Consider the following 21,538-nt stretch of genomic DNA (forward strand, 5'->3'; position numbering starts at 1 on the left):
GCCCGAAGCGGGAAGCGCCGCCCCCTTTCCGGCGAGGACTGTATGTGCGACCGCCGCGCCCGCCTTTGTTCGCCGCCCGCAGCACCTGGCCGACGAAGGACTTCGCTTCCGGCCTTTTGTCCCTCCGTCGCGGGGCCGTCCAGGCCTGACCTGGAACTCGTCGTCGGGGCCGCTCATCGGAGGCTGGAACCATCGGCGCAAAAGCCCGCCAGACGCGGATTGACGAGAATTTCGGCAGTTTCACGAAAACATGCTGGCAGGCCGCTCACGGAGCCATACGAAAAACCCCCGACCAACCAACCATCTGGACCGAGCCTGCTGGCGGTCCTTTTATCTTGCGATGCTCCCCTTATTTCCCTGCCTTCCCGGCCTCGTATGCGATAGCGAACGCCGTTGCGCCCCAGACTACGCCTGCCTGCGAGCGGGCGCCTCATGACGGCTGGTGACCGGAAAGAGGGACGAACAGGCTATCCTCGACTTCGGAAGGGGCTGGATCTGGTATCTCTCCGGCATCGCCCCGTGGCGCTACGGATGGCGTCGAAACTGTGCCGGACGTGACGCTGACCGGACGGGAAAAGAGCGGCGCGTGGGTCCAGGCCAGCGCATCGGCGGGCGCGCTGGCGAGCGCGCGAGCGGGCGCTCCGCCGACCATCGGCGCGAGCATGGCGAGATAGGCGCGCGTCTCTCGCGGTAGCGGGCGGCCGGTCGCCAGATGCTCATCATAGCGTCCCGGGCCAGCGTTATAGGCTGCCAGCATTGCAGTCGGATTGCCGTAACGATCGTGCAATTCACGAAGATAGGCGGCGCCCGCGATGATGTTGTCGCGGGGGTCGTAGGGATTGCGGCCGAGACGATAACGCGCGCGAAGTTCCGCCCAGGTGCCGGGCATGATCTGCATCAGCCCCATGGCTCCAGCGTGCGAGAGCGCGGTCACATCGCCCGCGCTCTCGACACGCATGACCGCCCATATCCAGCGCTCCGGGATACCGAAACGACGCGATGCCTCGGCCACATGAGCGGCGATCGGCGTCACCGCGGACGACGACTGCGCCGTGGCGGTTTCGCCGCGCGCGATGGCCGTCGCCGGCGCACTCGCAAGACTTGCGAGCAACGCCAGCGACAGCGCCCGGCGGCGCGATGTGCAGCAGCGCGGGCGCACCGGATCAGCTCCGATCTTCGCGGACACGCGGACGGCTTACCGACAGGCGGAAAGCCGAACCCTCGTCGTCGGTGCGGAAGAGATGCGCGCGCAGAGTCTGGCCCGCGAACAACGGGCTTTCGATCTCCAGCGAGACATAGTCGCCCGCGCGTTCGCCGACATCCTTCCACGCAGCGCCGACTCTGGGGCCATGTTCGTCGTCGAGCAGGACGCGGAAATCCGGCGCTTTTTCTGCATCGCTCGGTTCGGCGGGAACGAGGGCGATAACCTCATCGATGCCGAACAACCGGATGCGGCCCGTATAGCCATCATCGGTGGGTTTGAAGATATTGGGTTGCATTGCCAGTCTCCTTTGCTTGGCGGGGTGGAAGAGATTTCGCGGCACGGCGAACGCTCACATCGGCGTCGCCCGACCGATCACGGTTGCTGCGGGAAGCAGTCCGAAATAGCGGCCGTCGAGGCTGTCCTCGCGGTCGGCGTTGAGGAAGAAGAGCTGGTCGGCTGCGAGCGTTCGGCAGCCCGCCCAGACCGGCAGCGCGCGGCCAAGCCGGTCGGTCGCCTTGGCGACGGCGACGGTCCGGCCATCGATGCTTATGGTGTCGCCAGTCCGGCAAACCGTCTGTCCGGGAAGCGCCGCGACACGCTTGAGGAGTGGCAGGCCGAGCGGCAGATAACCGCCCTCGGCGAGGAACCCCGCGATATCCGGCGGCGGCATCACCACGGCAAGCGCGCCGCGCGGGACGGAGTCGCCCGTCCGCACGCGGTAGAAGCCGATCGGAACGCTCGGACTGGCATTCCAGATCAGTCGCGGCGGCGGATCGATCCACATGGAGATCGCGATGAGATTGACCGCGACGACGGCCGCCGCGAGCGTTTTCCACGGATAGGTCATTGCAGGGAGCCTTTGCGGGCGAGCCAGGCGCGGTGGCGCTCCAGCGTGTAGGGACGCGGCGTTTCGCGGGCGGCGAGACGATTGTGGACGTGGCGCCAATGGTCCGGCGCGGTGTCGGCGGGATCGATGTCGAGTGCGTCCACCGCGTCGATCGCTTCGAACACGCGCTGGACCTTCGGCCAGCCGGAAAGCCGCAGCAGAATGTCGCCGCCGGGATCGACGCCGGGCACGGTCTGATAGGGTTCCCCCGGCAGGACCGCGCGCAGAATGTCGATGCGGGAAACGACCGTGCCGAAGTCGTTGGACGCCCAGCGCACGAAGGCGAATATGCTGCCAGGAGCGAAGCCGAGACGGCGACGGCGCCGGTCGAGTATCTGATCCTCGACAGGGCGTCCGAAGCGTATCCAGCGCTCGATCTTCTTCTCGATCCACAGCAGGTCGACGCGGGTGCGATCATCGCGGGCGGCGATCATGGGGCGCGCTCCTGATCCTCGTCCGGGAAGGCTTCGACCAGCAGGGCGCGCAACAGATCGGCCAGCGTCAGCCCGCGCTGGAGCGCGGCGAACTTGATCCGTCTGCGCAGTTCCGGCGTCACGTCGATGGTGAGCCGCGCGGTGTTCGCGCTGCGTGATGGCGGCGTGGTTCGTTCCCGATCGCCGTCGGACACCCAGGATTCAACACCGCGCGGCCGGGCGACGAAACGCCGGGACGATTTGCCCGGACCGCTCATGAGAGCAGGCTCCCGACCTGCTGCGCCAAAGCGACGATTTCGCGCGCGGCGATGCTGCCCGAGTTCATTTCGGACGCGAGCCGCCCGGTTCGCAACGCATCTGCGAAGATCACCCGCTGACCGACATGGGCCGGCAGCAGAGTCGGATCATGGTCAGCAAGGTTGTCGGCAGTGGCGCGTCCGATCAGCGTGCGCGCAGGATAGCGGTTGAGAATGAACCGCGCCGCGATCGCGGGTTTGAAGATGCGGGCCTGATCGAGCAGCGTCAGCATCTCGGCCGAAGCCCATCCGTCAAGCGGCGATGGCTGCACCGGCAGGAGGACCAGATCGGCGGCGAGCAGAGCCGAGCGGAGCAATCCCGCGACACGGGGCGGCCCGTCGATCACCACATGGTCGACGCTGCGCGCCAGCTCCGGCGCCTCGTGGTGCAGCGTGTCGCGTGCGAGACCGACGACGCTGAACAGTCGCGGCAAGCCTTGCGACGCGCGCTCCTGGGCCCAGTCCAGCGCCGAACCCTGCGGATCGGCATCGATTAGGAGCACGCGCTTGCCGGTGATGGCCCACTGGCCAGCCAGGTGGAGCGCGAGGGTCGTCTTGCCGACGCCGCCCTTCTGATTGAGGAACGCGACGATCATCGCGCTTCGTCCACAGGGGCGCAGCCCGTTAGCATGAATCCGAAGGATTCAGAGTTAGCAATGTTAAGGGGCGGAATCGTGCAATGATTCCATTGTGTTATAGGTGGTTTCGGTTCCTGATAGTCCGAGGATCGGGTTCCCGATCGTCCGATAGTCGCGGTTCCTGATAGTCCGTGTCTCATGGCAACTTATCCACAGGCGGGTAGCCCATCCGCCGCATGACGGCGTCGAGCGGATCGATGGGGAGCGGGGTGAAGTTCAGCCGGTGGCGGCCGAGTTCGAAGGTGAGGGTCAGCCGGTATCCGGGCAGGGGTTGGCGGCGGACGATATCGCGCAATTCGAAGCTGAACCGCTTGAGCGGCGAGAGGACGCCCGACTTCAGGTGGAGGTGAGCGACGTCGAAGCTCCACCCATGTTCCTGCCGTCCGCCATGCTTGCGGCAGATGCGATAGAGCCAGCGTTCCAGCCCGCCGGTCAGGCTGAAATAGGCGCGGTCGATGGTAAGGACGAGCGCGTGATCCAGGACCCCGGCGTAGAACCAGTCGGGAACGATCATCTCGATGCCGAGCGCGCGGCCCTTCCCGTCGAGACGCTCGCGCCATTCGTTGATCCAGGAGAAGCGATGGCGCCGCCGCTGGGTGGTTTGACGGATGCTGGTGGCAATCGTGGTCGACTGAAGCCGGTCGAGACCGGCGCGCAGCCGCTCATAGCTGGCCTTGCCGGTGCCGCGCCTTGTAAAGGTCAGGATGTCATAGGGCGTGGCGGCGATGAGGCGCGAGGTCGGCAGGCCGGCGTCGTGCGCCTCGACGATCTGGCTCGCGGCCCAGATCAGAATATCAGCATCCCATATGGTGGCCATGCCATGTTCGGGCGTCGCCTCGACCTGGATCGAGACCTCGCCCATGCGAAACTCGATCGGTGCGACCCGCTTGCTCTTGGCGAGCGAGAAGAAGGGCCAGCTCATCAGATCCTGGGCATCGCGCGGTGCGACATCACCGCCGGCCGGGCGGAACAGGTCGAGCTGCCGGGCGGGAGCTTTGCTTAGCGACATGGATTATCGCCCGCGCGTCCCGCTGGCGTGCCGCCTTGTCGTGGCCAGGCCGGGTCCCGGATCGGATGTCGAGCGCCGCATCCCGGCCGCCGCCCACTCGTCGATGTCGGCAACCGTGTAGACGATGCGTCCGCCGAGCTTGTGGTAGATGGGGCCGGTTCCGAAGCAGCGATGTTTCTCCAGGGTGCGCGGCGAGAGGCCCAGACGCTTCGCAGCATCGGGTGTTCGCAGAAAGCGCGGCGCAGTGTCTGGGGCGTCAGGCTGCATGATCGGTCTCCGTCGAAGCGCGGGCCACGAGGGCAAGGCGCGTGGTGCTGGAGACAAGGCTGGCGTATGCCGCCTATGCCGGGAGAGAGGGTAAAATAAGCCTGCGGGAAATGTCGCACCGGCGTAGAGCGTTACCGGCTCCGGAGCAGATCGAGATATCCGGTCTCGCTGAGCCGAATGGCCTCGTCGCGCAGTCGTTGAACCTGCCGGCGTTCATTGGCCGCGCGCCAGTTGGAACCGTGAAGCTCCAGGCCGGGATAAACCGCGGCGTCGGCCAGCTCGCGGGTGCTCAGACCAGCCGCGAGGAGACTGAGCAGGTGGAGCAGGAAACTCAGGCGCAGGCGCTGAAATTCCGTTGGCCGGAAAGCGGCGGATCGTCTGCCGCGCGGCGCTCCCTGAAGTCGGCGCAGGAAGCGGTCGGCGGCGGCCCGGCGCAAGGGATAGTCCCCGTCGGGTGAGAGTGCGATGATCGTGCCAGCGCGCATCGCTGGATCAGACAGCCACAGGCGCAGGCGTCCACCGGGATCGTCGATAACGAGATGGCGACCGCTCTGGTCGGTGTGATCGGCGACGATCGGGCCGAGATCGGCCGGATCAAATGCAGGCGCGGCGGCATAACCTTGGGGCGGAGGCGCCAGCACGACTGTGCCTGGCGCGACGTCGGGGCGCCATAGCGCGGGCGCGGCTGCGGCCGACACATAAGGGTCGATGGGGAAACACCAACCCCCAGCGCCGGACGAAGTCCGCGCCGAGGGTCTTCTCCCGATGTGCACCGTCCGCGCTCGTCGATGTCATCCGATCATAGTCACGGCGGTAATTCTTGTTGTGCCGCAGGAACTCCTGCGCAAAGTCCGCATAATCGAAATTGGCGGTTGCCCCGGCGATCGCTTGCGACCGCCAATCGCTGGCAGTTGGCATCGCACCTCTCCCTGTATCCCGCATTGGGGGTCAGGAGAGCGAGCTTGCCTGCGCTCACCCACGCCAGAAGAACCGCCCGAGCGCATGAATTCAACGCCTTGCGGGCGAACCTGCGCGCACGGCGCAGCGATCCCCTGTAGGCGGCGGCGACGGTTCTACCGGGGGCGTCCTTCGAGCAAATGGCGATATCCGACTTCGGTCATCCACCTGGCGCGAGCGAGGTGACTTTCGTAGATGCCCCAGGCGCGCTGGGGATCTGTTGCCGGATCAAGGCCAAATATCACGCGGACAATCTCATGCCAGTGCGCGCCCTCGGCATCCGCTTCGAGCAGGCGCAGATAGGTAACGAAATGGCGTTCGTCATAACTGTTCACCCGCCTTGTTTGCGGAGGCGCGTCGTCAAATGCAGGAATGGTCATTGCGCGACACCTGGCGCCCAGGGCGCGTTGCGGTTGTCCCGAAAACGGAGCCCGGTCATGCGACCGATGGGATAAGCGCCTCGCGCGCGGCCCGCAAATCGCGCCCACTGCCAGAACCTTACGCAAAGGAGACGCGGGTCGTGGAACACCCTGCGCACCGTTGGTCCCGACAATAACGGATGAAGATCAGCTCGACTTGCGGAAGAATTCCATCGGGTCAATGTCGAGGATCGTCGCGATCCGTTCGAGCATATCGACGGTCGCCGCGTGTTCTTCGCGCTCCAGCATTCCAACATAGTTGCGGTTGATCCCGGCACGGTCCGCAAGCTCCTCCTGCGACAAGCCTTTGGCATGACGCATGTGACGCAAGTTGGTGGCGACGATCTCCCGCAAGCTCATGCGGGGGACGTCGCCGCTCTGCCTAACCCATGGCCACCTAATATACTAGGGAATCGTATCTACGTAACGGCGTATCTGCGGAAATCCGCCACTACGCATTCAAGGAACGCGGGGCCGACGAGCGGCCCCGCGTCCGTCTCACCGGGCAAAGGGATCGAACTCAAGAACGATGCTTGCCGAATCGCCGTCCCATTCGCTGGCCGGCATCGCGCTGAACAGGCCGCCTTCGGTTCGGAATACGATGATATTGACCATGAGGCTGCGCGCGAGGCTCCAGGCATAGGCGGATACGGTGTTGAGCGACTTGGACATTGCGGGCTCCTGTCTTTCGTCGCGGGGACCATCCCCGCTCGACAGGCTCCCGAAGTGTCGGGCGCATGGCTGCAATCACCGCACGGGCGCAGCCCGAAGGCCGCACGCTGCGCGTAGCGGACCCTTTATGGGTTGATGGCGAAGCCATGGGTCTGACCAAGGATCAGAGCCAATGAGAGCGGCGGTGGCGCCTGCGAGGAATCGGAACCGCCGGAGGTTCGTTCAAACCGGGTCCGGCTGGGTGGACACTGCCTCATCCTTCCCGGTCTCGCTTCGGTCCAGGCAGCGATGGTCAGGGTATGGCGGACGTGTCATGCATCTGGACGCAGACCGACACGCAAGGTCGGTTTTCCGCGGGGGCGATCCGGGGCGGCTGGTTCCGGGCGTCGGCAAATAAAGAGGCCCGGCGGATTGCTCCGCCGGGCCGCTCCGTCCCGATCAGAACGGAATGTCGTCATCGAGGTCGTTGTAGTTCCCGGTGTAACCTTCATCCTTCTGCGCGGGCTTGCCGCGGCTCAGGAAGTCAACCGTTTCGGCGATGATCTCGCAGCCATAGCGGTCGTTGCCCTGCTGGTCGGTCCACTGGGTGTAATGGATGCGGCCCCGGACCAGAAGCTTCATCCCCGACGTGCAATGCTCCTGTACCGTCTTGCCGAGGCCGTTGAAGCAGGTGATGCGATGCCACTCGGTGTCCTGGACCCGGCGACCCTGTTCATCGCGGACGATCTTTCCGTCTTTGTAGCGGGGACGCGAGGTGGCGAGGCGAATGGTGGTGATGTTGGTGCCGCCCTGGGTGGTGCGGCTTTCCGGGTCTGCGCCGAGATTGCCGGCGAGAATGACGATGTTCTGCATGATATTGCTCCGTTGCTTCAAGTCCGAGGGACCGTCCCTCCGACGAAGCCCGATCAAAGGCCGTCCGGTGCCGTCCGCATCGCCGCCTTCAGGCGGCGGCCTGACCCCATAGGCGCGGGAGTGGTGCGGGCAGCCGCGCAGCGGCAACTCGGTCCGGCGCCGCCGGGGTTGCTGGCGGAAACGGAACGGACTTAGGGATTCGCCAGTCGGAAGGGACCGCCCCCTCGGTCGAGGCAGGACGGAGATCGATGCGAATAGAACAGCGACAAGGCTGGCTCGCGAACGGGAGCGAACCGGCTTGCAGCCCTACAGGAAACAAACACACCTGCTTTCGGCACTGGCCAAAGGCCCCGGATATCCGGCGAGCGACTTCGCGCTGACCTGGTTCACCGTCAAACCACCGACTTGCGATCAAATCCGTTCAATGGCTGGTAGTCGTTCCGGCGCGCCACGGGAAAGCCGACGCTTCCGGCAGCTTCCGGAGCAAGGTGGGACTAACGAGCCAGCCGGCGCGCGCGCCGCCTGCGATAAGGCGCCGAGCGCATCGATCGAACGGGGTAAGCTGCCCTGGAGCGAACGGGAATGGCCGAGAAGCTATGACAGACCATATCCATTTCTGAATGGAACAGAGGCGGCCCAAGCGGCGCGATCGGCCTTGTCTGGCAATTTGGCCGCGCTCAAGGGATCGGTCAGCGACCTGTGGATGAAGGTCGCGTTGCCTTGGGCTTGGGCTGGTGAAGACGCCGCTTCACATTCGGCTTCAAAGCGCCGCGAACATCTTTGTCGGCAATCGCAATATCGAACCACTCAGGGTCGAAATATCCGCCGCACCACCGCTTGGTTTCTCTGTATTCGGGGTCTTTCGGGTCTGCCAGCACCTCTAGAAATTGCTCATATCCTGAAATGCCGCCGACATCCTCGGGCGGCCGAGCGCGTGCGCCATCGATGCAGGTTGCGTGGGTTGGGGGCGTATCGAGAAAGACCATTTCCTCGATTTCGACCTGATGCCGCCAATTGTCGCCGAAGTCGTACAGATAGCTGAAGACAATCCCGGCGCCCTGGAAATCCCTTATCCGCACCGCGCGTTCGTCGAAGACTCGCGCATCCCCCTCGACCGAGCCATCCTCGGCAAGAGCGGCATCGCCATAGCGCAGTCCGCCTATCTCAAACTCGTGGAGATGATAGTTCCACCAATTGAACGCGGCCTGGATCGCCAGGTGAAGCTGTTCGAGGTTCCACGCGCCCGGCACGATGATGCGGCGCCAGATTTCGGGTTCAATCCCGTTGATGGATATCTTGAGCCGCGCGGCATTGGGAGCTTCGAACATCGCGTTTCAAGCCGCCTTCGATAATGCTGACACCTTGATCTCGTCCTCATGGCCCCGTGCCTGGGCGAGATCATAGGCGCCCTGCATCCGCATGAGCGTATCGGCTTTCAGGCCAAATGCCTTCTCGAAGCGGATCGCCATATCGGCAGTCAGGCCGGTGTGCCCGTTCAGGACATTACTCAGATTCTGCCGCGAGACACCGAAGTGCTGCGCCAGCTCCTTCACATTGATACCATGCGGCTCGACCATCTGGCGCTTGAGCCAGGGGCCGGGATGAACATGGATCGAAGGATGAACTTTGATAGCCATCAGTGATAATCCTCTAAATCAAGATCCGCGATCGTGGAGTCGTCCACCATCGTAAATGTCAGCCGCCAATTCTTCGTCACCGTCATGGCGTAGCTGCCTTTGCGGTCCCCTGTCAGGGGATGGAAACCGAAGTTTGGTGGAACAGAGAGTTCATCCAGGCTGGATGACGAAACCAGGAAGGCGATCATATCAATGACGCGTTCCGCCTCGATCACGCCCCTGGCGCTGCCTTTTTCGACCAGTCGTCGCAGCGCCTTGTGCCTGATGCTATCAATTTCCACGTGTCAACAGATAGGCGACACGAAAGTCCGTGTCAATGATTGGTTGACACGGATTGCTGTCGAACGTGGCCGATGGGCGGCGCTTACGCGCCGCCCAGATGACGGAAATCCCAGACCTTGATGCCGAGCGTTTTGGCCTTGTCACGGATGTTCGACTGGATGCCGGTGCCCGGAAACACCACCAGCCCCTTGGGCATGGCGGCCAGCATCTCGTCATTACGCTTGAACGGCGCGGCCTTGCCGAGTTTCCAGTCGGGCTTGATGGGGACGCTCGGCACGCCGCGTTGGTCGGCCCAGAGGACCGAGATATGCTCGCCGCCGCTTTCGGTAGCGCCATGGATCAGAACCATGTCGGGGAACCTGGCCCGGATCTTGTCGAGCGTCGACCAGATCAGCCGCGTATCGTTGAACGCCGGACCGGATGAGACCGCGATACGGACGCCTTTCGGCATAAGCACCTGCTTGTCGGACCATTTGCGGTCGTTGATGAAGTCCTTGCTGGCAATGACCGCCGAGGTCAGCGCCTTGCGATTGACCTTCGAGCCGGACCGGGGAAGCCAGGGCTTCTTGGTGAAGGTGCGGTACTGGTCGGCGGCGGCGTCGCGCAGATATTCGAAGGTGTCACGGCGCTCGATCATCGTCACGCCTTCGGCGATCGTCCGCTCCAGCTCGACCGACTTGACCTCCGAGCCGTCCTGTTCGCGCTGCATCCGCTTCTGCGCGACCTCATTGTCGTCCAGTTCGCGTTCGACCCGCTGGATGCCGTTGTGAAAGACGTTGACCAGTCCCCAGAGGATATCCTCGAGGTCGGGTTCGATGCGCGTGTCAATCAGGGCCGAAACGATGCCATCGAACATATCGGCCACTGCGCCGTCGACGAGGCGGGTTTCGGGTAGCGGCCGCTGATCCGGCTCATCCTCGAAGGGGCGGTAGCCATAGAGCTGCATCTCCTGGAGCAGATAGGCCGTCTGGGATTCGGCGTGTTCGGGTTCGTCAGCGGGAATGTCGTTGCTGTCGTTCATGGGGTGTCGCCTTCGTCTGGGAGCCGCGACCTTCGCGGCCTTCATGGCGACGGAAGGCAGCGGGCCGGGCAGCGCGCACACCGCCAAGCGCCAAGCGTGCGCGCGCCCCTTTCGGGCGCGCGATGGCGGCCGAAGCAAAGCGGAGGACGGACAGACGGGGCTATTTTGCTTCGCGATGCAAAGCGGCCGCTCGCGGCCGCGGCGGAAAATAGCCCCGTCGTCCGTTGTGCTCGCTGGACGCCTGCTGCTCCTGTCGCCCTCTATGAAGGCGTGGGGGCGGCCTCTTCAGCGAAAATGGCGCCTATGGTGCGACACAGCTTCGCCGGTGACGACAATGCCGAACTCCCGCTTCCCGGCCTTCAGCCGGACAGGAGAAGGTGATGCTCGGCATCTTCGTCCCGCAGTTGAGGGGCCAGATGCGCCCGCAGCCGATCCGCCCCCAGGCCGTGCAGGTCCGAGTTGAAATCGTCCAGCATCGGCGCCAGCGGGATAACCTCGATCCCGGCCTCGACAGCCCTGCGGGTCAGCAGGCTTTCGGCGGCGGCTCCGGTGGAATCCTCGTCGCGGGCGATATAGAGGCGCCGAAGATCCGGCGGGAACCGGATGGCTGCAAGGTGGGCGCCCGACAATCCGGCGATTGCCGGCAAGGTCGGCATGATCGTGCGAAGCGACAGGATCGTCTCGATGCCTTCGCCGGCGATCATCACCCGACCGGCCGCACCGAAGCGAACCCCATGGCCCAGGAGATGACCCATGGCGCGGCGTGGATAGGCGACCGGCGCTTTATCGATCGTCGTGGGATCGAGCCAGGTGCGATGCACGCCCGTGATTGCACCGGCCAGATCGGTGACCAGCGCGATCATCGCCGGCCAGGCCCGGCGCGTGCCGGGACGATCTTTCCGGGATGGCCGATAGTAGCAGCGCGGATGGAAGCGGAGCGGATCGCCGGCTTGCAGCGGTGCGATTCTTCGCCCTGCGAGATAGTCCGTGACGAGGGTGCTGTGAACGGGGAGCGACGCTGCGGCCAGACGCTGCGCCGCCTCCGGCGTGCCGGACGGCGCTTTGGGTTCCCGCCGCGATCCGGCGCCCTCATGCCGAGGCGATGGCTGCGGCAGGCTGAGGAAGCGCCGGGCCTCTTCCAGCGTGTCGCGCAGCCGCGCATGGCCTCCCGCGATGGTGATGATGTCGAGCAGATCACCATGGTCGCCGGTCGCCGCATCGGTCCATTTCCCGGCCGCCCCTCCGTCAGGAGAGGCGACCAGGCGGACATAGAGACTGCGACCGGGCGTGTTGCGGGCATCGCCCACCAGCCAGTAGCGGCCTTCGCGATGTCCTTTCGACAGATAACGGCGACAGACGCTCTCGGCATTGTCGGCGAGACGCTGCGCGATGTCGGTGGCGGAGTTCTTCATCTCCCATTCCTCCGTCACGCCGCATGGCGCTCGCCGACCCGCTGAAGCGGATACCGTTCCAGCAGCCGGGCGAGCACGGTCGGGCCATCGCTTCCGGTCGGGACGAACAGCCGCAACTTCCAGGAGATGATCTCCGAGATCAGCCCCATCGCCTTCAGCCGGTCCCGCATCGTGTCGGTAAAACCGTCCAGTTCTATGCGGTTCACGCCCATCACGCGCGCTCGGCGAAGCTGAAGCCCTTCCGTCAGCTCGAGGATGGCCTGACCATCCATCAGCGCCGTGAACGCGGCGTCGGCTGCGAGCACCGGGCCATTGTCGTTCGCGGTGGCGGTCGCCGCCCAGGCAGGCGACACGCGGCGCCCGACGATCCGCTCGCCATCATCGGTCTGGAGCCGATAGACGCGGGTGGACTCCTGCGGCAGTCGCTTCCAGATCGGCAGCAGAAGCCCGGCGACGATGTGCATGGTGCTGGTCGCAAACTCCGGCACATCGGCAAGCTCCGCCTGCCACGCCCGCTCGAACTCGCCTCGGTTCGCCTCGCGCCACTGGGTTTCCGCCATGGCGGCAAGCGGCATCGGCGTCGATTCCATCGGCCGGACGAGCCGGATGCGCGCTTCCACGCTCCCGTCGTCCAATTGCAGCCCGCGCGTCGGAATCTGCACGGCGGCGCGGCCCGACTGCGCGTTGACCAGCAGCCTGGCGCGGCGATCGCGCAGATGGTCGAACGCTTCGTCCAGCGTCACCGGCCGGTTGCGGTCCTTGCGTTCGATGGTCAGCAATCGCGTCTCCGCTCTCGTGCCCGGATGGGTGTAGATGGTGGCGCGATCGACGATCCTGAAGCTCTCGGCCTGGAGCGTCTCCAGTCCCAGCTCATATGTGCCCGACGCGATTGCGCCCTCGATGCGGCCGCTCAGCAGATCCTCGAAGCGGGTGAACAGGATGTTCTGGAGGTCGATGGTGAGCGCCAGCATCCGGTTGAGGAAGGTGGTGATCGGGGGCAGTTCGTCCCGAAGACCGCCCTCATCACCGAGCGTCAGGCCGGTCGCGGCTTCGAACTCCGCGAGCGAGCAGCCCTCGACCTTGCCGCTGAAGATCAGGCCGTAGAGCTGGCGCAGCGCATCGCGCGCATACCAGGATTCCAGATTATCCTCGGGCCGGAACAGGCCCTGGCCGCCGGTCTGGCGCTGGCCGCGCGTGATGGCGCCGAGGGAATCGAGCCGCCGCGCGATGGTCGAGATGAACCGCTTCTGCGCCTTCACATTGGTCGTCACCGGGCGGAACAGCGGCGGCTGCTTCTGGTTCGTGCGGTTCGACCGGCCGAAACCCTGGATCGCATTGTCGGCCTTCCAGCCCGCTTCGAGCAGATAATGGACGCGCAGGCGCTGGTTCTTCGCGCCGAGATCGGCATGATAGCTGCGCCCGGTGCCACCCGCGTCACTGAAGATCAGGATGCGCTTGGCGTCGCTCTGGAAGGCGTCGGTCTCGGATATATTGGCGGAGCCCGGCCGGCTTTCGACGACGAAACGGTCGATCCCGTCCGATCCGCGCCGCTTGACGATGCGCCGCGAGCGGCCGGTCACCTCGGCGACCATGTCAGTGCCGAAGTGATGGAGCACCTGGTCGAGCGCGGCCGGGACCGGCGCCAGAGAGGCGAGCCGCTCGATCATCCGGTCGCGCCGTTCGATGGCCTCGCGCGATTCGACCGGATTGCCGTCCTTGTCGGTGACGGGCCGGGACGAGAGATTGCCCTCGCTGTCACTGAAGGGCTCGTAAAGCTGCACCGGGAAGCTGTGTTCGAGGTACGAGAGAACATATTCCCGAGGCGTTACGTCCACCCGGACGTCATCCCATTCCTCGGTCGGGATGTCAGCGAGACGGCGTTCCTGCAGGGCTTCGCCGGTCGAGACGATCTGGATGATGGCGGCATGGCCAGCTTCGAGGTCGCGCTCGATGCTGGCAATCATCGCCGGGGTCTGCATCGCGGTAATGAGGTGGTTGAAGAAGCGCTGTTTTGCTGACTCAAAGGCGCTCCGCGCGGCCGACTTCGCCTGGCTGTTGAGGTTGCTACCCGCCGCCCGCATCGCGGCGTCGAGATTGTTATGGATGATCTGGAATGCCCCGGCATAGGCGTCGTAGATCGCGATCTGGGCCGGTGTCAGCGCGTGCTCGAGCATCTCATACTCGACGCCGTCGAAGCTGAGCGACCGCGCCGAATAGAGGCCGAGCGCCTTTAGGTCGCGCGCCAGCACCTCCATTGCAGCGACCCCGCCATTCTCGACCGCGCCGATGAACTCGCCGCGCGTGGCGAACGGGAAATCCTCGCCGCCCCACAGCCCGAGCCGCTGGGCATAAGCGAGGTTCTGCACGGTGGTCGCGCCGGTCGCCGAGACATAGACGATGCGCGCATTCGGCAGCGCGTGCTGGAGCCGGAGACCCGCGCGGCCCTGCTGCGAGGGCGCCTGATCGCCGCGATCGCTCTTCCCCCCTGCGGCATTAGCCATCGCATGAGACTCGTCGAATATGATGACGCCATCGAAGTCGGCGCCGAGCCAGTCGACGATCTGCCTGACGCGGCTCACCTTCTCGCCGCGATCCTGCGAGCGCAGCGTCGCATAGGTGGTGAACAACACGCCTTCGTCGAGCGTGATCGGGGAGCCCTGGCGGAAGCGCGAGAGCGGCGTCACCAGCAGGCGTTCCTGGCTGAGCGCCTCCCAGTCGCGCATCGCATCCTGGTGGAGCGTCTCGGAGCGACTCACCCAGACCGCGCGGCGGCGGCCCTTCAGCCAGTTGTCGAGAATGATCCCCGCGACCTGGCGGCCCTTGCCCGCGCCAGTGCCGTCGCCGAGCATCCAGCCGCGCCGGAAACGCACGGCATTCCCCGCATCGTCCGGTGCGGCGGAAATGACGTCCCATGTCTTGTCGACCGTCCAGGCACCCGCGAGATGCTCGCAATGCGCTTCGCCGGCGAGAATGATGGATTCAAGCTGGGCGTCGGAGAGGATGCCATCGCGCACGAGATGGGACGGAAGCAACGGACGGTAGCTCGGGACGGGCGGCGGCACCGAGGCCATCGACGCCGACTGCACCAGCGGGGTCGGATGCGGCTGCGCGCCGGGAATGGTGATCGACTGGAGCGCATAGGGCTCATAGATCGCGTCGGTCAGCCGCCCGGCGTCGGGCACGGCTTGGCTGCTCGGCTCATATGCCAGCTCCACCGCTTCGATCGGCGCGGCAATGACAGCGGGCCGGGATTTGACGGTCGCGCGGGCTGGCCGGACGGTCATCGCGGGCATGGCGATCGGCGTGACCGGCGGCGGAGCATCGGGCGTAGGCGTGCGAGGCGGCACCTGGTCGAGCACCCAGCCAAGCAGGGTTACCGTATTGGGCGCAACGCCCGGCGCATCGGGAAAGCGGCGCGGATCTTCGGCGGGCACGCGATCGATCACGGTCAGGCGTGTGTCGATGGTGGTGCCGTGCTTGCGATAAACGCCGCCGTCGATCGCGGCCGTGAACAGCACGCGCCCGCGCTCCTGGAGCGCGACAAACGCATCGGTGAAGGCGGGATTGTCAGGCGCGCAGGAAGCGCCGGTAATGACCACGAGACGACCGCCGGGGCGGAGCCGATCGAGCGCCGATCCGATATGGCGCATCGCCGCATCCTTCATGCGCTTGTCTATATGGGCGATTGCCGAGAATGGTGGGTTCATCACCACCACATCGGGCGCCATCGCCGGATCGAGCCGGTCATGGATGGTCGCGGCGTCATGTGTCGTGACGCCGGCGCCGGGAAACAGCAGGTCGAGCAGTGCGGCGCGGGTTTCGGCCAGCTCGTTCAGCATCAGGCGCGCGCCTGCGATCTCGGCCTGGATCGCGAGCAGGCCGGTGCCCGCCGAGGGTTCGAGCATCCGCTCGCCCGGCTGGAAACCAGCGGCGACGCCGGCGACATAGGCGAGGCCGGCGGGTGTCGAGAATTGCTGGAGCGCCTGGGAGGTTTCTGACCGGCGCGTATGGGTCGGCATCAGCCCCGCGATCTTCTCGATCAGCGCGAGCCGGGCCTGCGGATCGGCGTGTTTGCGGAAGATCGTATTGGCGTATTTACGCAGAAACAGGATCTGCGAGGTCTCGCAGGCGTCATAGGCCGATTTCCAGTCCCACATCCCTTCGGCGTCGGACCCGCCGAACGCTGTTTCCATCGCGCCGCGCAGCGCGGGCGCATCGACGGGACGGCCGCTTTCGAGGTGGGGAAGGATGAGCTGCGCGGCGGCAAGCAGCTTCTCGGCGGTGTCGGCGAAATGTCGCGCGGCGCCAGTCGGCACGGCGGCGAGCGCCGTGGAGCGATTGAAGGTCATGGGGGAATCTCCGGGAGAGGTCAGGGTCGAAGCCGGCGGACCCTCTCTCTCAAACCGCCAGGCTCACCCCGTCCCGGCCTTCCTCTTCCTCTCCGATGGCCCGGTGTGGATGCTTGCCGCATCCACCAGCCCCCAGACTGCGGCGTTGCCGTTCTCGCCGAAAAAACCTATAAGTGACCAACTACATGGTCAGGAGCGAGTCATGGATGGAATCAATCTGGCGGACGCCAAAGCCCATTTGAGCGAACTGGTCGATCGCGCTGCTGCTGGCGACACGATCGATATCCTGCGCCGTGGGAAGCCTGTGGCCCGCCTTGAGGCCGCCAAACGGCCGCGCAAGGCGATCGATGCCACCCGGCTGCGCCAACTGACCGATTCCCTGCCGGTCCAAAGCGAAAGCGCCGACAGGTTCACGCGCGCCATGCGCGATGGTGATCGTTACTGATGCTGTATCTCGATACGTCTTTGCTGATCGCGGCGCTGACGAACGAGGCCCGCACGGCGGAGATTCAGGAATGGCTGGCCGGGCAAGACCCGGAGGAACTGATCATCAGCGATTGGGTCGTGACGGAGATGTCGTCCGCCTTGTCGATCAAGGTGCGGACAGGCCAGCTCGATGCGGCTCAACGCGCCGAGGTGCTGAGCCAGTTTCAACGGCTTTGCAGCGAAAGCCTGACGATCGTGCCGGTGGCTTCCGCCAATTTCCGGACCGCAGCTTTGTTCTCCGATCAGTTTTCGCTGAATCTGCGTGCCGGTGACGCGCTGCATCTGGCGATCGCGGCGGAGCGAGGTGCAAGGCTTTGCACGCTGGATCGCCGTTTGGCCGAAGGAGGGACCGCGCTCGGCGCGGTGACGTCGCTTCTGTAGGAACCTGCCATATGGTCCAACTCTGGACGGCAGACAAAAAAATGGGCGACCCCATGACGGGCCGCCCAGATAAATCAGACTTCCAGGTGCCGGGCCTCGTCGATTACGAACCCGAAGCGTCCGGCGACATACTCGTCGGATGGAACCAGGAAGCGCCGTTCATGACCCCGATTGCGTCGCCCGCCGAGCCGGGCGACGCAATCCGTCATGCCAGGTTTTTCCCTGGAACGGATCGCCGATACGACCACCCAATCGTGCCGGTGCTTCTCGCCAAAGAGCCGCCGATCATTCTCGACGGATTCACCGGGCGCCAGGAAACGGTCGTGGATCGCCTCCCAACAATTTGGGTAATAGTCGCGCAGGGTCTTCTCAGCGTGACGCCGTTCATAGGCCGTGAAGAGATCGGGAAAGCCAGTCGCGACCTTCGCCCATTCTGCATCTTCCTCGTACCAGCCCCCGGCAACCCGCAAGGCCGCGGGCATTCTCGCGTTGCGCGCGCGATCGAGCTTGAAGCCGCCATGGCTCGCCGTGGAATGGAAGACCACCCCATCGGCATAGATCTCACTCGATTGAGATTGGCCCCACGGCGTCGACAGCTTGCCATCGCCACGCTTGCGTTCGAACCGCAGCAATTCCTCCCGGTGCTGGACCAGTTCGGCGATATGGTCATGAAACCCTACTGCATCCGCGACAACGGCGATTGCGCCATAGAAATCATCGCGCCGCCATTGGCTCATAGGCTTGCTGAGCCGCCAGGCGTTCGCAATCCGGAGTCCGCGGGGGCCGGGAATGGCGGCATAGGCGGTGTCGTCGACAAGCGCGGCGAGATCGCCGTCGGCGGTGCAGCCATAGGTGGCCGGGACCGAAGGCGCCGGGCTCATGCCGCCCTCCTGATGGTCGAGACGACGGGTTCGTCCTCGACAAGCTGAAGGACGAGATTGGAATAGCGGTTCCGGGACGCCCAGCTTTCGGCGTCCGCCATATTGGCGGCAAGATGCCGTAGCTCGTCCTTGCCGTTCCAACGGGTGAGAACCCGCACCATGCCCGGCTGCGGCAATTCGACGACTTCGAAGCGAAGGTCCGTCGTGACCATATAGTGACGACGCACGACAAGGACCGGCGTGATTCCGGACATGAAGGTGCCCTCATGGAGCACGAAGCTTGCCGAGCAGGTCCTGTCGCCAATAGCCGCCGACGGTGATTTCTCCACGAGACGCCCGGTGCTGTTGCGCGTCTGCCAGTCCCGCAGCTTGCGCGTGTGGCGGGCCGGCGGCTGCGGGGCACCATCGAAGTAGCGCAGGACGGCCCCGAGTGGCGCCATGGCGTGAACCGCGTCGCCATCGAGAATGATGGTCGTCGCGCCCGCGACAGAGGCGTTGCCAGTTCTTTCGGTCATGTGAGGTCTCCGGGAGAGCAGCGAGGGAGCGAGCCGCCGACCGCTCTCTCTCAAGCCGGCCGGCTCACCCGCTTCCCCGCCACCCTCTCACTCTGGCCGCCGGCCCGGAGACGGAGCCGACGGCAGACCGATCACTCCCGCAGCGACCCGGCGGCTATATCAGCCAGCCATTCCACGGCTTCTTCCACGTCTGCGTCATCCTTTTCGGCAAGACGCGCAAGCGCGACGGCGCCGTTACGGCCCAATTGGCCGAGGCGCTGAAGAGTAGCGAGCAACAAGGGCGCAAGCGCCTCCGGACTGGCGTTTTCGATGTCGGAAATCTTCACGGGTCAATCTCCATTCTATGAGGGGAAACCCGAGCGCAGAGCGCCCAGGCGATGTTCGCCGGCAGCAACCCGCCGGACTGCACCGTTCAGCGGGCAGCGAGGTTGCGCTTGGCGGCGAGCGAGATCGCTCGCGTTGCGGCCTTGGAGGCGGCTTCTCCCTCTTCATGGGAGAGATCGCTGGCCGCCTTCACATCGAGGGATGCCTGACGGATATCGGCATTGCTCACATCGGCGATCTGGAGACCATCCGGCGCTTCCGTCTCGAAGACCACTTCCACGGTCGCGCGGACATGCTCCTCGCAGAGGCGGAGCAGGACATGCGAGCCGAGACCCGGCTCAACGCCGAGCGGCCCATATTCTGCGATGCCAAGCATTTCATCGAGCATGGACTCGGTACTGCGCGCCATGATGTCGTCGGCCGTGATCAGCACGGCCATGCCGCCGAAACCGTCTGGCCGCATTTTCGTGCAGGTCCAGGCCGAAACGATCGATACATAGGGGAGCGCGGGCGTCCGTCGGACGATGCTCTGGAAAAACACCTCCCAACCGGACACGGAGAGGTCGAGTTGAAGATAGGCGTCGTCTTCGCCGAGTTCGGCAAGCTCCGCGCGGACCGCGTTGGCCGCCGCGCTTTCAACGTCTCCGGACAAGGCGAGCGCGGCGCGGACCTCGTCGACGGGATAGGCGGGCATGTCATTGGCGCCCTGTTCGGCGTAGAAATAGAGGCCGCCTCCATCAACTTCACTGCTGAAGATGCCAGAGAGGATCAATCGTTCGAGCGGCGTCATCGCGCTCAGCGGAATGGTGGGCTGAACCACCGTGGAACAGAAATAATCAGCCATATCGGGTCTCCAAGAACGCGAAAGCCCGGCGCGCGGCCGGGCTCTCGATAAAGGTGATGGGGTACAAATCAGGACGCTGGCGGACTTTCGATCGCGAAAGGGTCCACCAGCTTGTGGATCGGCTGCGCGCGGCCCATCCAGGGTTGCGGCCGGATGCAGCGAACCCAGTCCGCGAAGCTCGGAATGAAGCCGAGGTCTTCGAGGATATGTTGTTCGCCGATCAACCGGACGGGAACGACCCGCCCGCTTGAGACCGTGATGGTCGCGCCGAAAAAGCGTTCGAGCATGAAAATGCCCTCGGCATGGTGGCGCAGTGCACGATGGCGGAAGTCAGCGGTGATCGCCTTGGACTCGTCGAACCACTGGTGCAGCGGCAGATAATCCTCGGCCGAGCCGCCCCATTTCCGCACGGACGAGAGCGCGTGATGATAGCAATGGCCCATCGTCGCCTCCCTACAGCTCGTAATAATGGTTTTCAGACCGTTCGATCCGATAATTGAAATCGAAACGGACAGTCCCGGCGGCGACGTCAAAGGTGAACTCGCCATAGCCGCCTTCATTGTTCTCCCAGCCGCCGTGCTTGCTTTCGAGGAGGTCGTAACACATGGCCTCGATCGCATCCGGGAGCGGGACCGTTACATGGCGGACCTCCTCGTCGTGAAATTCACAGCGGGCGATCTCGACAGATGTGTCGGGCAGGTCGGCACTGCTTTCACCAGAACGCGCGTCAATCTCCTCGATCTGGCCGCTGTCCCCACTGCCATCGAACCGCACGGTGACAAGGGTGATGCCAGATCCTGCCAGAACAGACAGGACAGCAGCCTTATTGGCGGGAAAAATCTCGCTCGCTCGTTTCTCATATTCCGCCTGGTGCGCCAGGAAGGCGGTCATGTCGAACGTGGGAACAAAAGGCGTATTGCTCATTGTCTATCTCCGAAAATGAAAAAAGCCCGGCGCGTGGCCGGGCTGAGAATGGGATTGAGGTGAGACGTCGGTGCGGGACGGGGCAGCGACTGGTCGACCCGTCCCGCACCAGCATTCAGGCGGCGATAGCGTATTCGTCGTCGCCCTCCTGGTCGGCGTAGCTGTCATCCTCATCGAGGAACGCCGGCAGCGCGTCAGCCTCATCCGTCAGCGGCAGCGGTTCCTCGATCACAGGCGTCCGAAGCGGTTCGGGCAGCCAATTCGCATCGGCGAGCAAGCGTTCGGCCTCGCGCGCCATGTCGCCCTTCTTCAGATGGTCGATCAGCCCGGCGGTCTGCGGCCCCGTCGCCTCGGCGACCGCCTCAAGGATGCGCGGCTTCGCGACCCGGTTGAGGTAGTTGTCGAAGGTCGGGCGCCAGCCTGCGCCGATCATGTCGAGACCCACGGCGCGGGCCAGTACATTGGCATGGTCGATGCGGCGCGCGACGCCGTGCGCCGAGACACGGCCACCGCCATGCTTGGGAACCGGCTCCCACTGCGCGTTCACACAATAGGCTGCGCAATGGGCGAACAGACTGGCCTGTTCGCCGCCGTCGAGCTGCTGGAGCGCATCCCACACATCCTTGTCGGATTGGGGGAGACGCTCCTTCCAGCGGGTGTGCCGTTCCTGGATGGATGCCGCCGATGGACTGTTACGCAGGTCCGCGCCCTGGAACGGCATGGAGACGCGGTGGACAGCCAGCTCCATGCAGCTTTCGGTGCGGCCCATGTAGAAGACCGACAGCACCATGGCGTGCAGCACGGCGGCGAACGCGACCGAAGGCGACTGCGCGAAGGCATCCTGAAGC

The 21,538-nt window shown here is 64.8% G+C and carries 28 protein-coding genes and 1 pseudogene; 2 read left to right on the forward strand and 27 right to left on the reverse strand.

Going from position 1 to position 21,538, the window contains the following annotated elements:
- Nucleotides 1–430: 430 nt before the first annotated feature.
- From CHB69_RS19125 to CHB69_RS19215, 20 genes are all read right to left on the reverse strand, one after another.
- The gene (locus CHB69_RS19125) at nucleotides 431–1,159 is read right to left on the reverse strand and encodes a lytic transglycosylase domain-containing protein (protein ID WP_053059295.1); all 729 of its coding nucleotides are present in this window, start codon (nucleotides 1,157–1,159) and stop codon (nucleotides 431–433) included.
- Nucleotides 1,160–1,163: 4 nt separating this feature from the next.
- Entirely contained in the window at nucleotides 1,164–1,499 is a 336-nt protein-coding gene (locus CHB69_RS19130; RefSeq protein WP_039577893.1) for a DUF736 domain-containing protein, read from the reverse strand.
- Nucleotides 1,500–1,553: 54 nt separating this feature from the next.
- On the reverse strand, nucleotides 1,554–2,051 hold the full coding sequence (locus CHB69_RS19135) for a S26 family signal peptidase (protein ID WP_039577890.1): 498 nt from the start codon (nucleotides 2,049–2,051) through the stop codon (nucleotides 1,554–1,556).
- Nucleotides 2,048–2,524, reverse strand: a complete 477-nt coding sequence (locus CHB69_RS19140) for a DUF2840 domain-containing protein (RefSeq protein WP_039577887.1) — start codon at nucleotides 2,522–2,524, stop codon at nucleotides 2,048–2,050. The genes CHB69_RS19135 and CHB69_RS19140 overlap by 4 nt, the downstream gene beginning before the upstream one ends.
- On the reverse strand, nucleotides 2,521–2,781 hold the full coding sequence (locus tag CHB69_RS19145; RefSeq protein ID WP_039577884.1) for a ribbon-helix-helix protein: 261 nt from the start codon (nucleotides 2,779–2,781) through the stop codon (nucleotides 2,521–2,523). The genes CHB69_RS19140 and CHB69_RS19145 overlap by 4 nt, the downstream gene beginning before the upstream one ends.
- On the reverse strand, nucleotides 2,778–3,416 hold the full coding sequence (parA, locus tag CHB69_RS19150; protein WP_039577881.1) for a ParA family partition ATPase: 639 nt from the start codon (nucleotides 3,414–3,416) through the stop codon (nucleotides 2,778–2,780). Before parA ends, CHB69_RS19145 begins: the two co-directional genes overlap by 4 nt.
- 178 nt (nucleotides 3,417–3,594) lie before the next feature.
- Nucleotides 3,595–4,467: a replication initiator protein A gene (locus CHB69_RS19155; RefSeq protein WP_039577878.1), complete on the reverse strand. Its 873-nt coding sequence runs from the start codon at nucleotides 4,465–4,467 to the stop codon at nucleotides 3,595–3,597.
- Nucleotides 4,468–4,470: 3 nt separating this feature from the next.
- Complete coding sequence (locus CHB69_RS19160; protein ID WP_081997451.1) at nucleotides 4,471–4,734, reverse strand: helix-turn-helix transcriptional regulator; 264 nt, start codon at nucleotides 4,732–4,734, stop codon at nucleotides 4,471–4,473.
- A 131-nt stretch (nucleotides 4,735–4,865) separates the two neighbouring features.
- On the reverse strand, nucleotides 4,866–5,432 hold the full coding sequence (locus CHB69_RS19165; protein WP_039577875.1) for a DNA -binding domain-containing protein: 567 nt from the start codon (nucleotides 5,430–5,432) through the stop codon (nucleotides 4,866–4,868).
- On the reverse strand, nucleotides 5,329–5,676 hold the full coding sequence (locus tag CHB69_RS20615) for a transcriptional regulator domain-containing protein (protein ID WP_342746792.1): 348 nt from the start codon (nucleotides 5,674–5,676) through the stop codon (nucleotides 5,329–5,331). Before CHB69_RS20615 ends, CHB69_RS19165 begins: the two co-directional genes overlap by 104 nt.
- A 131-nt stretch (nucleotides 5,677–5,807) precedes the next feature.
- Nucleotides 5,808–6,071: a DNA -binding domain-containing protein gene (locus tag CHB69_RS19175; RefSeq protein ID WP_039577872.1), complete on the reverse strand. Its 264-nt coding sequence runs from the start codon at nucleotides 6,069–6,071 to the stop codon at nucleotides 5,808–5,810.
- 186 nt (nucleotides 6,072–6,257) lie between these two features.
- Nucleotides 6,258–6,470, reverse strand: a complete 213-nt coding sequence (locus CHB69_RS19180) for a helix-turn-helix domain-containing protein (protein ID WP_039577869.1) — start codon at nucleotides 6,468–6,470, stop codon at nucleotides 6,258–6,260.
- A gap of 138 nt (nucleotides 6,471–6,608) precedes the next feature.
- Nucleotides 6,609–6,782: a hypothetical protein gene (locus tag CHB69_RS20320; RefSeq protein WP_167702736.1), complete on the reverse strand. Its 174-nt coding sequence runs from the start codon at nucleotides 6,780–6,782 to the stop codon at nucleotides 6,609–6,611.
- Between the two features lie 438 nt (nucleotides 6,783–7,220).
- Nucleotides 7,221–7,634, reverse strand: coding sequence for a single-stranded DNA-binding protein (locus CHB69_RS19185; protein WP_039581728.1), 414 nt, complete (start codon nucleotides 7,632–7,634; stop codon nucleotides 7,221–7,223).
- Between the two features lie 689 nt (nucleotides 7,635–8,323).
- Nucleotides 8,324–8,962: a plasmid pRiA4b ORF-3 family protein gene (locus CHB69_RS19190; RefSeq protein WP_039577866.1), complete on the reverse strand. Its 639-nt coding sequence runs from the start codon at nucleotides 8,960–8,962 to the stop codon at nucleotides 8,324–8,326.
- Between the two features lie 6 nt (nucleotides 8,963–8,968).
- Nucleotides 8,969–9,271 carry a HigA family addiction module antitoxin gene (locus CHB69_RS19195; protein ID WP_039577865.1) on the reverse strand — a complete coding sequence of 101 codons (303 nt, stop codon included), beginning with the start codon at nucleotides 9,269–9,271 and terminating at the stop codon, nucleotides 8,969–8,971.
- On the reverse strand, nucleotides 9,271–9,552 hold the full coding sequence (locus CHB69_RS19200) for a type II toxin-antitoxin system RelE/ParE family toxin (protein WP_039577863.1): 282 nt from the start codon (nucleotides 9,550–9,552) through the stop codon (nucleotides 9,271–9,273). Before CHB69_RS19200 ends, CHB69_RS19195 begins: the two co-directional genes overlap by 1 nt.
- 83 nt (nucleotides 9,553–9,635) lie before the next feature.
- Nucleotides 9,636–10,574 (reverse strand): DUF2493 domain-containing protein, encoded by a 939-nt coding sequence (locus tag CHB69_RS19205; RefSeq protein ID WP_039577860.1) that lies wholly within the window; start codon nucleotides 10,572–10,574, stop codon nucleotides 9,636–9,638.
- 359 nt (nucleotides 10,575–10,933) lie between these two features.
- Nucleotides 10,934–11,986, reverse strand: coding sequence for a DUF7146 domain-containing protein (locus CHB69_RS19210; RefSeq protein ID WP_089217524.1), 1,053 nt, complete (start codon nucleotides 11,984–11,986; stop codon nucleotides 10,934–10,936).
- A gap of 14 nt (nucleotides 11,987–12,000) precedes the next feature.
- On the reverse strand, nucleotides 12,001–16,335 hold the full coding sequence (locus tag CHB69_RS19215; RefSeq protein WP_039577857.1) for a strawberry notch-like NTP hydrolase domain-containing protein: 4,335 nt from the start codon (nucleotides 16,333–16,335) through the stop codon (nucleotides 12,001–12,003).
- A 202-nt stretch (nucleotides 16,336–16,537) separates the two neighbouring features.
- Here CHB69_RS19215 and CHB69_RS19220 point away from each other — a divergent pair, with 202 nt between their 5' ends.
- Both CHB69_RS19220 and CHB69_RS19225 read left to right on the forward strand, forming a co-directional pair.
- Nucleotides 16,538–16,780, forward strand: a complete 243-nt coding sequence (locus CHB69_RS19220; RefSeq protein WP_039577855.1) for a type II toxin-antitoxin system Phd/YefM family antitoxin — start codon at nucleotides 16,538–16,540, stop codon at nucleotides 16,778–16,780.
- Nucleotides 16,780–17,202 (forward strand): type II toxin-antitoxin system VapC family toxin, encoded by a 423-nt coding sequence (locus tag CHB69_RS19225; RefSeq protein WP_039577852.1) that lies wholly within the window; start codon nucleotides 16,780–16,782, stop codon nucleotides 17,200–17,202. Before CHB69_RS19220 ends, CHB69_RS19225 begins: the two co-directional genes overlap by 1 nt.
- A 74-nt stretch (nucleotides 17,203–17,276) precedes the next feature.
- On the opposite strand, the gene CHB69_RS19230 is transcribed toward CHB69_RS19225, so the two are convergent.
- From CHB69_RS19230 to CHB69_RS19260, 7 genes and pseudogenes are all read right to left on the reverse strand, one after another.
- Complete coding sequence (locus CHB69_RS19230; RefSeq protein ID WP_039577850.1) at nucleotides 17,277–18,083, reverse strand: DUF7007 domain-containing protein; 807 nt, start codon at nucleotides 18,081–18,083, stop codon at nucleotides 17,277–17,279.
- A complete protein-coding gene (locus CHB69_RS19235) occupies nucleotides 18,080–18,598 on the reverse strand; it encodes a hypothetical protein (protein ID WP_052208607.1) in 519 nt (172 codons plus the stop codon). Before CHB69_RS19235 ends, CHB69_RS19230 begins: the two co-directional genes overlap by 4 nt.
- 131 nt (nucleotides 18,599–18,729) lie before the next feature.
- On the reverse strand, nucleotides 18,730–18,924 hold the full coding sequence (locus CHB69_RS19240) for a hypothetical protein (RefSeq protein WP_039577847.1): 195 nt from the start codon (nucleotides 18,922–18,924) through the stop codon (nucleotides 18,730–18,732).
- A gap of 86 nt (nucleotides 18,925–19,010) precedes the next feature.
- On the reverse strand, nucleotides 19,011–19,766 hold the full coding sequence (locus CHB69_RS19245; RefSeq protein ID WP_039577844.1) for a hypothetical protein: 756 nt from the start codon (nucleotides 19,764–19,766) through the stop codon (nucleotides 19,011–19,013).
- A gap of 68 nt (nucleotides 19,767–19,834) precedes the next feature.
- Entirely contained in the window at nucleotides 19,835–20,209 is a 375-nt protein-coding gene (locus CHB69_RS19250) for a DUF6915 family protein (protein ID WP_039577842.1), read from the reverse strand.
- A gap of 10 nt (nucleotides 20,210–20,219) precedes the next feature.
- On the reverse strand, nucleotides 20,220–20,690 hold the full coding sequence (locus CHB69_RS19255; protein ID WP_039577839.1) for a DUF6878 family protein: 471 nt from the start codon (nucleotides 20,688–20,690) through the stop codon (nucleotides 20,220–20,222).
- Nucleotides 20,691–20,805: 115 nt separating this feature from the next.
- A pseudogene (locus CHB69_RS19260) lies at nucleotides 20,806–21,538 on the reverse strand (chromosome partitioning protein ParB); the annotation flags it as partial.

The sequence above is a fragment of the Sphingopyxis indica genome, from assembly GCF_900188185.1.
Classification (GTDB): Bacteria; Pseudomonadota; Alphaproteobacteria; order Sphingomonadales; family Sphingomonadaceae; genus Sphingopyxis; species Sphingopyxis indica.

Bases quoted from the DNA above. Each gene is read 5' to 3' on its own strand.
- CHB69_RS19210 (WP_089217524.1), bottom strand. From the start codon at position 11,986: ATGAAGAACTCCGCCACCGACATCGCGCAGCGTCTCGCCGACAATGCC.
- CHB69_RS19235 (WP_052208607.1), bottom strand. From the start codon at position 18,598: ATGACCGAAAGAACTGGCAACGCCTCTGTCGCGGGCGCGACGACCATC.
- CHB69_RS19195 (WP_039577865.1), bottom strand. From the start codon at position 9,271: ATGGCTATCAAAGTTCATCCTTCGATCCATGTTCATCCCGGCCCCTGG.
- CHB69_RS19205 (WP_039577860.1), bottom strand. From the start codon at position 10,574: ATGAACGACAGCAACGACATTCCCGCTGACGAACCCGAACACGCCGAA.
- CHB69_RS19130 (WP_039577893.1), bottom strand. From the start codon at position 1,499: ATGCAACCCAATATCTTCAAACCCACCGATGATGGCTATACGGGCCGC.
- CHB69_RS19220 (WP_039577855.1), top strand. From the start codon at position 16,538: ATGGATGGAATCAATCTGGCGGACGCCAAAGCCCATTTGAGCGAACTG.
- CHB69_RS19245 (WP_039577844.1), bottom strand. From the start codon at position 19,766: ATGGCTGATTATTTCTGTTCCACGGTGGTTCAGCCCACCATTCCGCTG.
- CHB69_RS20320 (WP_167702736.1), bottom strand. From the start codon at position 6,782: ATGTCCAAGTCGCTCAACACCGTATCCGCCTATGCCTGGAGCCTCGCG.
- CHB69_RS19225 (WP_039577852.1), top strand. From the start codon at position 16,780: ATGCTGTATCTCGATACGTCTTTGCTGATCGCGGCGCTGACGAACGAG.
- CHB69_RS19230 (WP_039577850.1), bottom strand. From the start codon at position 18,083: ATGAGCCCGGCGCCTTCGGTCCCGGCCACCTATGGCTGCACCGCCGAC.
- CHB69_RS19185 (WP_039581728.1), bottom strand. From the start codon at position 7,634: ATGCAGAACATCGTCATTCTCGCCGGCAATCTCGGCGCAGACCCGGAA.
- parA (WP_039577881.1), bottom strand. From the start codon at position 3,416: ATGATCGTCGCGTTCCTCAATCAGAAGGGCGGCGTCGGCAAGACGACC.
- CHB69_RS19140 (WP_039577887.1), bottom strand. From the start codon at position 2,524: ATGATCGCCGCCCGCGATGATCGCACCCGCGTCGACCTGCTGTGGATC.
- CHB69_RS19160 (WP_081997451.1), bottom strand. From the start codon at position 4,734: ATGCAGCCTGACGCCCCAGACACTGCGCCGCGCTTTCTGCGAACACCC.
- CHB69_RS19180 (WP_039577869.1), bottom strand. From the start codon at position 6,470: ATGAGCTTGCGGGAGATCGTCGCCACCAACTTGCGTCACATGCGTCAT.
- CHB69_RS19175 (WP_039577872.1), bottom strand. From the start codon at position 6,071: ATGACCATTCCTGCATTTGACGACGCGCCTCCGCAAACAAGGCGGGTG.
- CHB69_RS19190 (WP_039577866.1), bottom strand. From the start codon at position 8,962: ATGTTCGAAGCTCCCAATGCCGCGCGGCTCAAGATATCCATCAACGGG.
- CHB69_RS19255 (WP_039577839.1), bottom strand. From the start codon at position 20,690: ATGAGCAATACGCCTTTTGTTCCCACGTTCGACATGACCGCCTTCCTG.
- CHB69_RS19135 (WP_039577890.1), bottom strand. From the start codon at position 2,051: ATGACCTATCCGTGGAAAACGCTCGCGGCGGCCGTCGTCGCGGTCAAT.
- CHB69_RS20615 (WP_342746792.1), bottom strand. From the start codon at position 5,676: ATGCGGGATACAGGGAGAGGTGCGATGCCAACTGCCAGCGATTGGCGG.
- CHB69_RS19215 (WP_039577857.1), bottom strand. From the start codon at position 16,335: ATGACCTTCAATCGCTCCACGGCGCTCGCCGCCGTGCCGACTGGCGCC.
- CHB69_RS19145 (WP_039577884.1), bottom strand. From the start codon at position 2,781: ATGAGCGGTCCGGGCAAATCGTCCCGGCGTTTCGTCGCCCGGCCGCGC.
- CHB69_RS19155 (WP_039577878.1), bottom strand. From the start codon at position 4,467: ATGTCGCTAAGCAAAGCTCCCGCCCGGCAGCTCGACCTGTTCCGCCCG.
- CHB69_RS19250 (WP_039577842.1), bottom strand. From the start codon at position 20,209: ATGGGCCATTGCTATCATCACGCGCTCTCGTCCGTGCGGAAATGGGGC.